Source organism: Nonomuraea sp. NPDC050328, from assembly GCF_044459405.1.
Taxonomy (GTDB): domain Bacteria; phylum Actinomycetota; class Actinomycetes; order Streptosporangiales; family Streptosporangiaceae; genus Nonomuraea.
Genome location: NZ_JBITIW010000001.1, coordinates 57,916 through 72,188 on the forward strand (window position 1 = coordinate 57,916; position 14,273 = coordinate 72,188).

The 14,273-nt window shown below is 69.7% G+C and carries 11 protein-coding genes; 3 read left to right on the forward strand and 8 right to left on the reverse strand.

The features are described 5' to 3' along the window. Positions 1-4 precede the first annotated feature (4 nt). From ACIBG7_RS00255 to ACIBG7_RS00280, 6 genes are all read right to left on the reverse strand, one after another. Positions 5-844 carry a phosphatidate cytidylyltransferase gene (locus ACIBG7_RS00255; RefSeq protein WP_357918170.1) on the reverse strand — a complete coding sequence of 280 codons (840 nt, stop codon included), beginning with the start codon at positions 842-844 and terminating at the stop codon, positions 5-7. A 279-nt stretch (positions 845-1,123) separates the two neighbouring features. Continuing rightward, positions 1,124-1,681, reverse strand: a complete 558-nt coding sequence (gene frr, locus ACIBG7_RS00260) for a ribosome recycling factor (RefSeq protein WP_357918167.1) — start codon at positions 1,679-1,681, stop codon at positions 1,124-1,126. Between the two features lie 57 nt (positions 1,682-1,738). Beyond that, positions 1,739-2,437 carry a UMP kinase gene (pyrH, locus tag ACIBG7_RS00265; RefSeq protein ID WP_357918165.1) on the reverse strand — a complete coding sequence of 233 codons (699 nt, stop codon included), beginning with the start codon at positions 2,435-2,437 and terminating at the stop codon, positions 1,739-1,741. Positions 2,438-2,542: 105 nt separating this feature from the next. Next, a complete protein-coding gene (tsf, locus tag ACIBG7_RS00270) occupies positions 2,543-3,376 on the reverse strand; it encodes a translation elongation factor Ts (protein WP_357918162.1) in 834 nt (277 codons plus the stop codon). Between the two features lie 560 nt (positions 3,377-3,936). Then, entirely contained in the window at positions 3,937-4,872 is a 936-nt protein-coding gene (gene rpsB / locus ACIBG7_RS00275) for a 30S ribosomal protein S2 (protein ID WP_357918159.1), read from the reverse strand. A gap of 336 nt (positions 4,873-5,208) precedes the next feature. After that, complete coding sequence (locus tag ACIBG7_RS00280; protein WP_397334685.1) at positions 5,209-5,838, reverse strand: ArsR/SmtB family transcription factor; 630 nt, start codon at positions 5,836-5,838, stop codon at positions 5,209-5,211. 414 nt (positions 5,839-6,252) lie between these two features. On the opposite strand from ACIBG7_RS00280, the gene ACIBG7_RS00285 reads away from it, so the two are divergent. Then, a complete protein-coding gene (locus ACIBG7_RS00285; RefSeq protein ID WP_397334686.1) occupies positions 6,253-7,539 on the forward strand; it encodes an MFS transporter in 1,287 nt (428 codons plus the stop codon). A gap of 564 nt (positions 7,540-8,103) precedes the next feature. Here ACIBG7_RS00285 and ACIBG7_RS00290 read toward each other — a convergent pair. After that, entirely contained in the window at positions 8,104-9,651 is a 1,548-nt protein-coding gene (locus ACIBG7_RS00290; RefSeq protein WP_397334687.1) for a CoA transferase, read from the reverse strand. A 1,007-nt stretch (positions 9,652-10,658) separates the two neighbouring features. On the opposite strand from ACIBG7_RS00290, the gene ACIBG7_RS00295 reads away from it, so the two are divergent. Next, positions 10,659-11,477: a M23 family metallopeptidase gene (locus ACIBG7_RS00295; protein WP_397334688.1), complete on the forward strand. Its 819-nt coding sequence runs from the start codon at positions 10,659-10,661 to the stop codon at positions 11,475-11,477. A 96-nt stretch (positions 11,478-11,573) separates the two neighbouring features. Beyond that, positions 11,574-12,311: a hemerythrin domain-containing protein gene (locus ACIBG7_RS00300; RefSeq protein WP_397334689.1), complete on the forward strand. Its 738-nt coding sequence runs from the start codon at positions 11,574-11,576 to the stop codon at positions 12,309-12,311. A 611-nt stretch (positions 12,312-12,922) separates the two neighbouring features. On the opposite strand, the gene ACIBG7_RS00305 is transcribed toward ACIBG7_RS00300, so the two are convergent. Continuing rightward, positions 12,923-13,792 carry a tyrosine recombinase XerC gene (locus tag ACIBG7_RS00305; RefSeq protein WP_397334691.1) on the reverse strand — a complete coding sequence of 290 codons (870 nt, stop codon included), beginning with the start codon at positions 13,790-13,792 and terminating at the stop codon, positions 12,923-12,925. Positions 13,793-14,273: the final 481 nt, after the last annotated feature.

Below are 14,273 nucleotides of genomic sequence, written 5' to 3' on the forward strand. Positions count from 1 at the left end.
GAGGCTAGAAGAACAAGCTGAGCAGCAGGTACACCGGAATCAACGTCGCCACCAGCGAGTCGAGCCGGTCCATCAATCCGCCGTGCCCCGGCAGGATCGACCCCATGTCCTTAATCCCGAGATCCCGCTTGATCATCGACTCGATCAGGTCCCCGATCGTGGCCAGCGCCGCCGCGAGCGCCCCGATCAGCGCGCCCTGCCAGATCTCCCCGTCCAGCAGCCAGACGACCAGCCAGGCCCCGACCCCCACGCAGGCGAGCACGGACCCGGCGAACCCCTCCCAGGTCTTCTTCGGGCTGATGATCGACATCTTGTGCTTGCCGAACAGCACCCCGAAGGCATAACCCCCGATGTCGCTCGCCACGGTCACCGCGATGAACAGCAGCACCCGCAGGTGCCCGTCCTCCGGCCGCAGCAACAACGCCGCGAACCCGGCCAGCAGCGGCGGATACACCAGCGCGAAGACGGAAGCCGTACCGTCCCGGACATAACCCTCGGAGCCGCCGGCGAACATCCGCCAGATCAGCATCACGAAGACGGAGACCACGAAAGTGCCCAGCAACCACGCCGGGCCACCCCAGTAGGCGCCCGCGATCATCGCGACCAGCCCGCCGAGGACCGGCACGACCGGGACCTTGATCCCCCGCGTGCCGAACGCCTGCACGAGCTCGACCGCGCCGACGCCTACCGCGCCGACGAGCACCGCGAGGAAGATCTCCTTGACGGTGAAGAGCGAGATGATGACGAGCGCGCCGAGCCCCACGCCCACCGCGATGGCGGCAGGCAGGTTTCTTCCGGTACGGCTGCCGCCGCTCGGGCTGGTGCCAGCCGTACGTTCTTCCACAAACACTCCCAGGCCACTTCTTCGGCCCAACGATACGTCGTTACGGCGCCCGGCCACGTGCGGGGTCAGAGGCCGTATCCCTGGAGGCCCCCGGCCACGTACGGCGACTGGGCCTTGCCGTGCCTGCCGTACCGGCTGGGTGGCGGGAACCACGGGCGGGCAGGTCGTGAGACCTGCCCGCCCGCACGAACCGGGCCCCCTATGGCACAGGGCCGGCCGACGAGCGGCCGGCCCCGTGCAGGGCGGCGAGGGCGCGAGGCCCTCCCCCGAAGCCGGTGATCACACCTCGAGCAGTTCGGCTTCCTTGTGCTTGAGCAGCTCGTCGATCTTGGCGACGTGCTTGTGGGTGAGGTCGTCGAGCTCCTTCTCGGCGCGACGCACCTCGTCCTCGCCGGCCTCGCCGTCCTTGACCATCTTGTCCAGCGTCTCCTTGGCGGAGCGCCGGATGTTGCGGACGGAGACGCGGCCGTGCTCGGCCTTGTTCCGGGCGACCTTGATGTACTCCTTGCGCCGCTCCTCCGAAAGCTCGGGGAACGCCACGCGGATCACCTGGCCGTCGTTGCCGGGGTTGACGCCGAGGTCGGAGTCACGGATCGCCTTCTCGATCGCGGCCATCGAACCCTTGTCGTAGGGCTGGATGATGACCATGCGGGCCTCGGGAACGTGGAACGAGGCCAGCTGCTGGATCGGGGTGGGCGTGCCGTAGTACTCGGCGTTGATCTTGTTGAACATCGACGGGGTGACCCGGCCCGTGCGGATGCCCGCGAAGTCGTCCTTCGCGACCGCGACGGCCTTGTCCATCTTTTCCTCGGCTTCGAGGAGAGTTTCGTCGATCACAGCGGCTCCTGTCTCTTGGTCGCGTGCCGGACACCTCGCGGCGGCCGGCCCGCTCCCCTACTTCCCTGCCGGACTGACCAGCGTGCCGATCTTCTCACCGCGCACGGCGCGCAGGATGTTGCCCTCACCCATCAGGTCGAAGACCACGATGGGCAGGTCGTTCTCCCTGCACAGGGAGATCGCGGTCTGGTCCATGACGGCGAGGTCGCGCACGAGCACCTCGGCATAGTCGAGGTGGTCGAACCTGACCGCGTCGGGGTTCTTGCGCGGGTCGGAGTCGTAGACCCCGTCCACCTGCGTGCCCTTGAGCAGCGCCTCCGCACCGATCTCCAGGGCGCGCTGCGCGGCGCAGGTGTCGGTGGAGAAGTACGGCGAGCCGAGCCCGGCGCCGAAGATGACGACGCGGCCCTTCTCAAGGTGCCGGATCGCGCGGCGCGGCAGGAACGGCTCGGCGACCTGCTGCATCGTGATCGCGGTCTGGACCCGGGTGTCGATGCCCCGCTTCTCCAGGAAGTCCTGGAGCGCCAGGCAGTTGATCACCGTGCCCAGCATGCCCATGTAGTCGGCGCGAGCACGGTCCAGGCCCTGCTTGGAAAGCTGGGCGCCACGGAACATGTTCCCGCCGCCGACCACGACGGCGACCTGCACGCCCTCCTGCACCGCGTCCGCGATGGAGTCGGCGAGCTGGCCGACCACGTGGGCGTCGATGCCAAGCGGCTCACCGCCGGCGAAGGCCTCGCCGGACAGCTTCAACATGACCCGCTTCCACGTCAGTGGATGCGGGGAAGCCGCCGACGAAGCTGGCTCCTGGTTCTCCGGCACGACGGCGGCCTCCTCGATTGTTGGTGTCTAGAACAGAGACTAAGCCTGACCGACCTTGAAGCGAACGAAGGCGAGCACCTCGACGCCGTTCTCTTCCGCGTACTTGGCGATCGACTTCTTGTTGTCCTTGACGAACGCCTGCTGGAGCAGGGTGAAGTCCTTGTACCAGCCGTTGACGCGACCCTCGACGATCTTGGCGATCGCGGCCTCGGGCTTGCCCTCCTCGCGGGTCATCTCCTCGAAGAGCGCGCGCTCCTTCTCGATGACGTCGGCGGGAACGGCCTCGGCGTTGAGGAACTTCGGCGCCATCGCGGCAGCGTGCTGCGCGATGTCCTTGGCGACGTCGGCGTTCGGCTTGTCGAGCTGCACGAGCACGCCGACCGCCGGCGGGAGCTGCGGGTCGGTCTTGTGCATGTAGGCGCCGATGTAGCCGCCCTCGAGCACCGCGAAGCGGCGGATCTCGATCTTCTCGCCCAGCGCGGCGTTCGCCTCGTCCAGGTGCTCCTTGACGGTCTTGCCGTTGTAGGAGGACTCCAGTAGCGACGCGACGTCGGCCGGCTTGCTCTCCAGGACGTGCGCGACGACCTCGGCCGCCAGCTCCTGGAACCGCTCGCCCTTGGCGACGAAGTCGGTCTCGCAGTTGAGCTCGAGCAGCGCCGCGGCGGCGTCGCCGTCCTGCTTGAGCGCGACCAGGCCGTTGGAGGCGGTGCGGGCCTCGCGCTTGCCGACGTCCTTGGCGCCCTTGAGGCGCAGGAGCTCGACAGCGCGGTCGAAGTCGCCCTCGGACTCCTCCAGCGCCTTCTTGCAGTCCATCATGCCGGCGGCGGTCAGCTCACGGAGCCGCTTGACGTCGGCCATGTTCACGGAAGCCATGTGCTTTTCCTCGTGGGATGTCGTCGTGGATCGGGAGGACGTCCTGGGACGCCCGCCCTTGAAGCCTCAGTGCCGGTACGGCTCTCGCCACCCGGCGTGGGCCCTCGTGGGACCCTGCGTTTGCTGCGACCGGCCTGCCTGGTGCGGCTGCCTCGTGCTGCTGCGGCTCCGGTGCCCAGGTTCCCCTCGGCGCCGACTCCGTAACACGTGCTGCCCGACCCGGCATTCCTCTCGATCAGGTACGGCCTGCCGTACCCGGTGACCGGCTCATCGCGGACGGCCGGCCACTACCCGCTGGCGACCGGCATATCGCTGATCGTCGCTCCCGCGGCTACCCGCGGACGACCGCCTACCCGCGCCCATCGGCCGTTCCGGACGGCGTGTCCCTCCGGCACCCTGACAACCAGGCCGCCGGCCACCGCCTACTCGGGCGGAGTCACCGCCGATCAGGCCGGCTGCCTGCCCCGATCACCGCGCCGTCCGGCCCGGGAAAGATCCCGGACCGGATCGGACAGAACCAGGATCGGACCAGACGGCCGACCGGTCACGTGGTTCGCGAGTCAGACCGTGGTCTGGTCGTCGGCGCCGGCCTCAGCCTCGGCCGGAGCGGCCTCGGTCTCGGCGGTGACCTCAGCGGTGTCCTCGGCCACGGCCTCAGCCGCGACGTCGGTGTCCTCGACCGCGCTCTCGGCGGCGGGCTGCTCGGTGCCGGGCTGCTCGGTGCCGCCCTGCTCGATGAGCTCGCGCTCCCACTCGGCCAGCGGCTCGGCGGCGGCCGGCTTCTCGTCACCGCGGGCGGCGCCGGAGCGGGCCATCAGACCGGCGGCCACACCGTCGGCGACCACGCGGGTCAGCAGGCCGACGGCGCGGATGGCGTCGTCGTTACCCGGGATCGGGTAGTCGACCTCGTCGGGGTCGCAGTTGGTGTCGAGGATCGCGACGACCGGGATGCCCAGCTTGCGGGCCTCGCTGATCGCGATGTGCTCCTTCTTCGTGTCCACGACCCACACCGCGCTGGGCACGCGGCCCATGTCACGGATACCGCCGAGGGTGCGCTCCAGCTTCTCCTTCTCGCGGCGGCGCATGAGGAGCTCCTTCTTGGTGAGCCCCGAGCCGGCGACATTGTCGAAGTCGAGCTCCTCGAGCTCCTTCAGACGCTGCAGGCGCTTGTGCACGGTGGAGAAGTTGGTGAGCATGCCGCCCAGCCAGCGCTGGTTCACGTACGGCATGCCGACGCGGGTGGCCTGCTCGGCGATGGCCTCCTGGGCCTGCTTCTTGGTGCCGATGAACAGGATCGTGCCGCCGTGGGCGACGGTCTCCTTGACGAAGTCGAAGGCGCGGTCGATGAACGACAGCGACTTCTGCAGGTCGATGATGTAGATGCCGTTGCGCTCGGTGAAGATGAAGCGCTTCATCTTCGGGTTCCAGCGGCGGGTCTGGTGACCGAAGTGAACGCCGCTCTCGAGCAGCTGTCGCATGGTTACGACGGGGGCCATGTGCTGGTCCTCCAGGTCGGCGCGCATGGTGCGCGGTTCTCGGTTGTCACGCGGGGGCTTTTGACGGCTCCCGCCCCTGATGCCCCTGAACCGCTCCAGCCTGGCTCTCACCAGGACCGAAGGACCGGTTCGCTGCGGGGCATGCGAAGTTGGCCCGTAGTTACAGGCCATCGGAAAGTGTACCTCCTGACCGCGCGCACTCGACCCGCGTCACCCACACCCCCACCCGCCAACCACCCCAAACCCCCGCGCCAGCCACCCGGGACAGCCACCTGGGGCAGCTACCTGAACCCAGCCACCCCGCGCCCAGCCGCCCGCGCCGGCCACCTGGGCCCGTCAGTCCGTCAGCCCGTCAGCGGCTCCGTGGTCCTCGGTGGGCAACCCAGGCGTCCGCATCTCCGGCCGCAGGAAGATCCGTACCTGCGACTGCACGATCCGAGCCCCCTCCGGCACCCCCTCCTGCCGCCGCACATTGGCCCCGTACGGCTGAAGCAGCTCGTTCATCCGCTCCCCCAGCACCCGCATCTCCTCAGCCGTGACCAGCAACGTCGCATGCGTCATAGTCGCCGCGTCCCGCCACTCCGCCGGCAACCGATCCGCCTGCTCGATCGCCCGCCGCGCCATCTCGTCGGCGTCCCGCCAGATCGCGTCGACCAGGAACTCCTTGGCCGCCCGCACCTCCATCGGCTCGTCCGGCTCATACCCGACCGAGAACCCGCCCTCGACGTTCTGCCACACCCGCTCCCGCCCGTCGGCCCGCCCGGGCGCGTCCTCGACGAACCCGTACTTCGCCAGCATCCGCAGGTGATAGCTGGCCGCACTCGGCGTCACCCCGGTCACCTCGGCCAGCTCGGTAGCCGTGGCACTCCCCACCGCCGACAACCGATTGATCATCGCCAGCCGTGCCGGATGCGCCAGCGCCCGCATGGCCTTGGGATCGCTCAGGACAGGTCGGCTCTCGCTCATACGTGAAGACTACCAATCTGAAGGGTTGCTTTCACAGTTGTGAAGGATTACCTTCATAGTCGTGAAGCAAACCCTTCACGACTCCGCAAACCCCTACCCCGCCTGACCCCAGACCCGCACCACGGGGTCCCCCCACAGAGGACCTGCGCCGCCCCTGACACGGGAAGACCCGTCCCCCAGAGGACCTGCTCCCCTGACACGAGGTGACCGCCCCCAGAGGACCTGCCTTCTGACACGAGGTGACCGCCCCCAGAGGACCTGCCCCCCTGACACGAGGAGACCCCCAGAGGACCTGCCCCCCTGAGACCGGGAGACCCGCCCCCAGAGGACCCGCTCTCCCGGCCAAGACCCCGACCCCCAGATCCCCGCCCGCTCCAGAGGACCCGCCCAGTGTCCGACCAGAGGACCCGCCCGATGCCCGACCAGAGGACCCGCCCGATGTCCAACACCCGCCCCCACCCCCACACCACGGAGCCCGAGATGTTCCACCACACCCCCCTCCGCAAGCAGCGCGACTACCGCCTCCTCTGGCTGGCCCGAACCACCTCCATCACCGGCTCCGAGGTCTCCAAGCTCGCCATCCCCCTCACCGCGGTGCTCCTCCTCTCCGCCTCCCCCGCCCAGATGGGCCTGCTGACCTCCGCCGCCTTCCTCCCCGCCCTGCTCCTCGGCCTGCACTCCGGCGCCATCGCCGACCGCCTGCGCCGTCACCGCCCGGTGATGATCGCCTGCGAACTGGTCGCCGCCGTCGCCGCCTTCTCCGTCCCCGTCGCCTGGCTGCTCGGCCACCTCTCGGTCACCTGGCTGATCGTCGTCGCCCTCGTCATCGGCTCGGCCGCCACCGTCTTCAAGGCCGCGAACTTCCCCCACCTCGCCGCCGTCGTCCCCGCCGAGCAGCGCACCGAGGCACTCGCCGGCTTCCACGCCTCCTACTCCCTCGCCTCGGTGGCCGGCCCCAGCCTCGCCGGCCTCCTGGTCCAGGCGCTGACGGCGCCCATCGCGGTCTTCGTCGAGGGCTGCTCGTTCCTCGTCTCCGCTCTGCTCCTGCGCTCCATCCGCACCCCCGAGGCCCACGAGCCGGCCGTCTCCCGCGGCCTCACCCGTGACGTCCTCGAAGGCCTTCGCCTCACCGTCATGCACCCCACGCTCCGCGCCCTCCTCGGCGCCGGCACCACGATCAACCTCTTCGCCATGGCGTACATCGCGGTCTACATGCTCTACATGGTCAACGTCCTGGACATCCCGCAGGCCCTCATCGGCTTCCTCATCGCCGTCGGCGGCCTTGGCGGCCTCCTCGGCGCCTGGGCCACCACCCGCCTGGTCAAGCGCTTCGGCGAGAACCGTGTCCTGCTCGGCTCGATCCTCTTCTTCCCGCTCGACATCGTCGCCGTCGCCGCCCTCGACGGCCCGCTCTGGTGGAAGTTCTCCGCCCTGCTCGTCACCGGCGCCATCACCGGAGCCATCGTCGTCGCCTTCTCCACCTGCCTGGGCGCCGTCCTCCTCCGTGAGGCCCCCGAGGCCGCCCGTGGCCGCGTCAACTCCACCATCTCCTTCGCCACCCAGGGCGTCATGGCCATCGGCGGCGTCGCCGGCGGCCTCCTCGCCGAGCTCATCGGCCTCCGCCCCGTCATCTGGGTCTGCGCCGCCGGCATCGCCCTGAGCATCATCTGGATCTGGGCCTCCCCCCTCCGCCGCCCCTGACCCTTCCGCCCACCGCCTCCAACCACCCGCCCCGCCGCCCCCACCACGCTCAGGTCGGCCCCACCACGCCCAGGCCACCCCCACCTTGGCCAGGCCAGCCCCATCTCGGTGAGCGAGCCTCACCTCGCCCAGGCCAGCCCACCTCGGTCGCGCCAGGCCCCCTCGGTCGGACGAGCCTCACCTCAGTCGGGCAAGCCTCACCTCAGTCGGGCAAGCCTCACCTCAGCCGGGCGAGCTTCACCTCAGCCGGGCCACCCCGCCATCAGTCCCGCTCGACGCCCACACCACCCACCGCCACCCAACGCCACCGTCACGCCTGCCACCGCCGACCCCCCTCGACGCCACGCCACCCACCGCCGCCGCCAGCACTGCCCAATGCCCCACGCCACCGCCAGCCCTACCCGACCCCGACACCCACCCCACCGCCAGCCCTGTCCGACACCCACCCCACCGCCGCACCACCGGCAGCGCCCAGGCCGACCTCCTTCCTCCTTCCCCAACTCACACCTCGCCTGAAGCCCGCCGTCCTGGACCCTCTCGAACCCGAAGAACCCGCCTCCGCCCTCACCACCACTCAGGCGGATGCTCCCCACGAGCCGGCGGCGGCGTCTCCCACCCCGGCCTCCGCCCCCCGATCCGCCCCGGCGCCAGCACATACGTCAGCCGACCAAACGAACTGTCCATCTCCCCCAGCAACCCCACCACGTCGAACCGCCCGCCACCCTCACCCCGGCGACCACCCTCACCCCCGCGGTCACCCTCGTCGTGCGCGTCACCAAGCTCAACCAGCCACTGCGCCACCCGAGCCAAAGCCACCTCAACCCGCCAAGACCCCCCTTCCTCAGCCCGCCGCAGCAAAGCCGCCATAGCCCCGAAGGCCGCCAAATACCCCGTCGCATGATCAAGCGCCTGCGTAGGCAACGGCCGAGGCGGCGAGCCACCCGCAATCCCGGTCACCATCTGCACAAGGCTGTCGAACCCCCGCCGCCCACCCCAAGGCCCATGCCTGCCGTACGCCGAGATGTCCACACAAACCACCCCAGGCCTGATCCGCGCCAGCTCCTCAAACCCGAACCCAAGCCACTCCAGCCCACCCGGCCGATACCCCCGCACGACGATGTCCGCCGAGCTCACAAGCCTCCGGAACGCCTCAGCCCCCTCCCCTGTCCGCAGATCCAACTCCGTCGACCGCTTCCCAAACGCCGTACTGACCACCAGCCCAGGCACCTCAGGCAAATGCGCCGCCCCCACCCGCAACACCTTCGCCCCATAAGCGGCCAACGTCCGGGAAGCCACCGGCCCAGCAATCACCCGCGTGAGATCGAGAACCCGCACCCCCTCCAACGGCCGCCCACCCCCACACCCCGCGCGCCACCCACCCGAGCTCAAGCCACTGAAGGCCGTGCCACCGAAGGCCGAATCCGTGGAGGGCGAGTCCGTGGAGGGCGAGCCCATGGAGGCCGAGCCCATGGAGGCCGAGCCACCCGAAGCCGAGCCATCCGAAGCCGACGCGCGCGAGACCGATCCGCGCGAAGCCGACCGGCGCGAAGCCGGGCCACCGGAAGCCGCCCCACCAGCCGCCGCCACCCGCTCCAAGCCCACCAACGGCATGGCCGCCACCGCCTGCGGATGCGCCGCCCACTCAGCCCTGCTCCGCTGAGCCGCCGCACACCCACCCGCCGCCGTGACCGCCTCCTCAACCTCGATCGCCGTACGGCTCCCGCAAGCCACCTCAACCTCGGCCCGCTCCACACCGCCCATAAGGCCAAGGGCCTCCACCACCGCCTCCCGGTGATGATCGAAGTTGCAGTGCAGCCGCACCCACCCATCAACAGTCCGATAGTCACCCGACAAAGGCGCCCACAACTCAGGCGCAACCCCGTCGATCAGGAAATACCGCTCATCCAGGAACGCCGCCAGCGCCTCCCGCACATCGACTTCCGCACTCTCCCCCGCGATAGCCGCCGCAGCCCCCGTCGCCACCCCGACCGACACCGCGGCCAGCACCTCCACCGGCAACGCCGAGGTCAGCCGCGCCCCATCATCCGTGATCCGTACGGCCGGCAGCCGCACCCCTACCTCAGCCGCCAGTGCCTCAACCAGCCTCTCCACCGGCCCTCCTCCACCGCCGACCGAGCAGCATCATGCCACTTCCCGAAAGCTTGTTCGTACCGTTATCCACAGGCGCCCCCAGCCCAGTCCCTCGTCCGCCGGAGCACCCTCCCCCGGCTCAGTCCATGCCCATCGACCACCAAGGCCACAACCAACCCGTTTCCAGCGCACCTCGGGTCGATCGGCCCACAGGACCGCCTGCGCCCACAGGACCGCCTGCAGTAGCCCCCCGCCCACTGGACCGCCTGCAGCAACTCCCCGTCCACAGGACCGACCGCGCCCCGCTCTTCGTCCACAGAACCCCGCTCGGCCGCCCGCGCTCCCCGTCGCTTCAGCATGCTCTCCCCATGCCCAGCCCCGCCCGTCACCCCCAACGGCCCTCCCAGCGCCAACACCTCCTCCCGTCTGGACCGACCCTCCACCCCGGAAGCACCTTTCCGTCCAACCCGCCTCCCCGGCTCGGAAGCACCTCCACGCCCGACCGCCCCCATCACCCGCTACGGACCAACCAGCGAGATCGCCAGTACGAGCCCACCCCTTTCCAGCATCGAACACTCCTGGTTCCGCTACTCCTGATCGCCACCTTCCTCCTGGCCATCTGGTTCGGTATGCCCCAAAGCAGCCCCCCAGCCCTCAGGTCCGGCTCAACCCCCGCACGACCCTCGCCGCAGCCCTTCCACACGCCACATCTCCGGGCCACTGACCCCTCACGCTCGCCCCAGCAAGCGCCCCAACTCGACCCACACGGTCGCACGGGGAAACCACCCTCTTCACCGCCGCAGGGGTCACTTCCGACGCCGTTCCAGCCACTCCTTGTCGAACCACCCCTAGCTGAACCACCCACCCGCTCCATGGGACAACCGCCACCCGTGCCAGCCATGCCTCTGAGCCACGCGCCTGACTCTCAAGCACTCCAGCCGCCCCATCAGCCCTCCGCGCCTACGACCCCAGGCGCCCGCCCGTCAGCACAGACGCCGCCCCATCAACCGCAGCCGCCAGCCACCCGAATGTCCCGTGAATCCAGCCCGCCAACCATCCAGGAGCGACTCCATCTCCGTACACCCACTCCCCTGCCGGCCCTCGCGACTCGCCCAGGAGCCAGCCCGGCAGCAACCCGCCGTGCACCTCCTGTAGTGCAGGCGCTGGGCCCTCACCCGGCTGCCATACAAGCCCTTAGCGCTCGCTCGCTTGCCGTACAGACCCCAGACCCTCACGCCCTCGGCCCTCACGCGCTTGGCGCTCGCGCGCTTGGCCCTCGCGCACTCGCTGCTCGCGCACCTGCTCGCGCCCCTGCCATTCAGACGCCCGCGACTCCGGCACCCGCAACTCAGTCGTCCGTCGTACAAGCCCTTGCCCTTCGCAAGCCAGCCGCCCAAGCTCCCGCCCCTCGGGCGCCAGCCTGGGGATGGCCTCTGACCGGCAATCCCCGGATCCTGCGCCCGTTCAACCCACCGCCCGTGCCGTGGCTGTCCGGCCACCGAGGCGTAGACCTGGCCGCCCCTCAAGGCACCCCCGTGTACGCCGCCGGCCCAGGCACAGTGGCTTACGCCGGGCCCTTGGCAAGCCGAGGCGTCGTGAGCATCGTCCACACCAAAGGCATGCGGACGACCTACCTACCGGTCAAAGCCTCGGTACGGCGAGGCGACATTGTGACCACCGGCACTCAGGTCGGTGTGATCGAGGGCTTGGTCAGCCACTGCCGCGAGTCCTGCCTGCACTGGGGCCTCATCCAGGATCACCGCTACCTGGATCCACTCCTTCTCGTGGGCCGCGGACAGGTAAGACTGCTCCCGTTCTGGGTCTTTCCTTCCGGATCGACCGGTTGACGATGTCGATCTCATCTGGTGAAATCCCCCGCAGCGTCGCGGTGTACCCGGCAAGTGGACGTCGTGGACATGGAGGCGCGGTAACCCGGGACGGCAATGACTTCGCCCAACGGCAGGAACTCACACCACAGCACGACTTCTACGGGGTCAATCAGCCCATCCGCCCAGCCCCCTGGGGCGGAACCTCAGCTCCGCACTGCAGCGCCAGCAACCAGCCCCGCCGATGCGCAGGCGAGCGCGCCACCCCCTCAGAACAGCGACGCCCAGCCAGGGCTCAGCGCCTCGCCCCCTCCGCAAGCCGCCGATCTTTCTGCGAACCAGCACGCTGACCGCTCCCAGCCCGCTGAGAGACGTCTGGCGGCCTTTGGCACCGAACTGATCGAAGTGCACCAGTGGCTCCGGGATGAACTGGCTCGACTACGGGAGGAGGTCGATGCCTACCTCGAACGGGGTGGCGCTCGGCCTCGCGACCTCCGTTCCCACTGCTTGGCCTTCTGCTTGGCCTTGGAGCGCCACCACACCGGCGAGGACGCTGCTGTCTTCCCGTTGCTCGCGCGACAGTTCCCTGAGTTGCGCGAGGTGCTGGAGGAGCTTGGTCGCGATCACCATCTTGTGTCTGGACTGCTCAGGCAGTTGCAGGCCGTGGTCGATGACCTCGACCGCGACCCTCAGTCGGCCGACTCCCGACGCGTCCGTGCCGAGCTTGACGGGTTGGCGGCGTTGGTCGAGTCGCACTTCACGTACGAGGAGCGCCGGATCGTCTCAGCTCTGAACGAGCTGGTCGCGCCGGACTGGGATGAGTCGACGCCCGACTTCTTGCAGACTTCGACGTAGCCGCTCCGCAGGCGGGTGGTCGTGCCAGTTGGGGAGGGCCTGCCCAAGTGGTGCAGTAGGCCGGTCAGGGACGTTGGCCAGTCAGGGACGTTGGCCGGGCAAGGAGCCGCCCGGGGCTGTGGAACGCGTGCATTGCTTGCTCGTTCGACTCGGGAAGGTTGGCCGGGCAAGGAGCCGCCCGGGTCTGGGAGCGCGTTCGTTGCTTGCTGGTTCGACCATCTTGGGTTGCTCGGCCGCCGTCGCGCTCTAGGTGGCTCCTCCGGCGTGTGTGGCTTGGCCGCCCGTCCGCTCCATCGTCCTGACCGCGGATCCGCGGCTCGTGTTTGCCCACGCACCGGCGCGCTCCGGTTGGCTACGAGAGCATCCTCTGCCTGTGCTCACATCCCCACCCCACAGGGGTCCCACAGCGGCCGCGACTGATTGCTCGGAGGCGGGCCACCCGAGGCAGACCACCGGAGCCGGACCAGCCTGAGGTGGGCCGGGCCCGAGACGCACCTGCCGGAACCGGCACTGGCGGAAACGGGGCTGCCGGAGACAGGGAACCGAAGCGGGTAACCGGAAGCTGGTCAGCCGGGAGTCCGTCGTCCGGGGGCCGCGATGAGAGGCGGTTGTCAGGCTCGGGGGTGGGCTTGGCGGTAGGCCGTGCGGAGGCGGTCGATGGAGACGTGGGTGTAGATCTGCGTGGTGTTGAGGGAGGCGTGGCCGAGCAGCTCCTGGACGCTGCGGAGGTCGGCGCCGCCTTCGAGGAGGTGGGTGGCGGCGCTGTGGCGGAGGCCGTGGGGGCTGAGGTCGGGGGCGCCGTCGACCTGTTGGAGGCGGGCGTGGACGATACGGCGGATGGTGCCTGAGTCGATGCGGGCGCCGCGGGTGCCGAGGAAGAGGGCGGGGCCGGATTTGGGCTTGATCCAGAGAGGGCGGCCGTAGACGCACCAGCGGTCTATAGCGTGCATCGCGGGGGCGCCGAAGGGGACGGAGCGCTCCTTGCGGCCCTTGCCCAGGACCCGGATGACGCGGCGGTCGCGGTCTACGTCGTCGACGTCGAGTTGGCACAGCTCGCTCACTCGGATGCCGGTGGCGTAGAGGAGTTCCAGGATGGCTTGGTCTCGGAGGGTCTTGGGGGTGGTGTCGTCTGTCGGGGGTTCCAGGGCGGCTCGGGCTTGGGATTGGTCCAAGACTGCGGGGAGTGACTTGGGAGCCTTGGCGGTGCCGAGGAGGAGACCGGGGTCGTCGTTCAGCCAGCCTCGGCGGTGGCAGAAGGCGGTGAAGGTTCGGGCGCAGGCGGTTCTGCGGGCCAGGGTTGCGCGGGACAGGCCGGTGGCGTGTTGGGTGGCCAGCCATTCCCGGAGGAGGGTGATGGTGAGGTGGTCCAGGTCTCGTTCCCCTAGGTGGGTGAGGAGGGTGGCCAGGTCGGAGAGGTAGGCGCGGACGGTGTGCGGGGACAGGTCTCGTTCGAAGCGGAGGTGTCGCTCGAACTCGGACACCGCTGCGGACTTGGGGTGCTGTCTGTCGGGTGTGGGCTGCTGCTGAGGGCGGGCTGCGGGGGTGCTCCGTTCATCCGCCGGGAGGCTCTGGGTGGGGGTGTCGGCTGCCCTGCCGTTTGGGTGGGCGGCATGTACGGACCGGGCGGGGTCCGGTTCGGGCAGACGGGGTGGTGGATTGGTGGGCACCCTTCTACTTTGCCCGCTGGGGGCGTGTTGGGATCGCATCGCGACTGTGGGATGGATCGGTGTGCCGCGTGTTTTGGGAGAAGGGCCGTGGGCGGGTGGCGGCGGGCAGGCTGAGGGCCGCCAGCGGTGCGCCCGTAGAACTACGGGCACGTGACACAGCGGGCGGCTGGCGCGTGGCGGGATGGCGGGATGAGACGGCTGGCTGAGGAGTCGGGGTGAGGTGTCGAGCTTGGGCCGGCCGCTGGAAGTGACGGGGTGGGAAGTGGGCCGGGGTGCGGCGGGGCTGGCCAGCAGG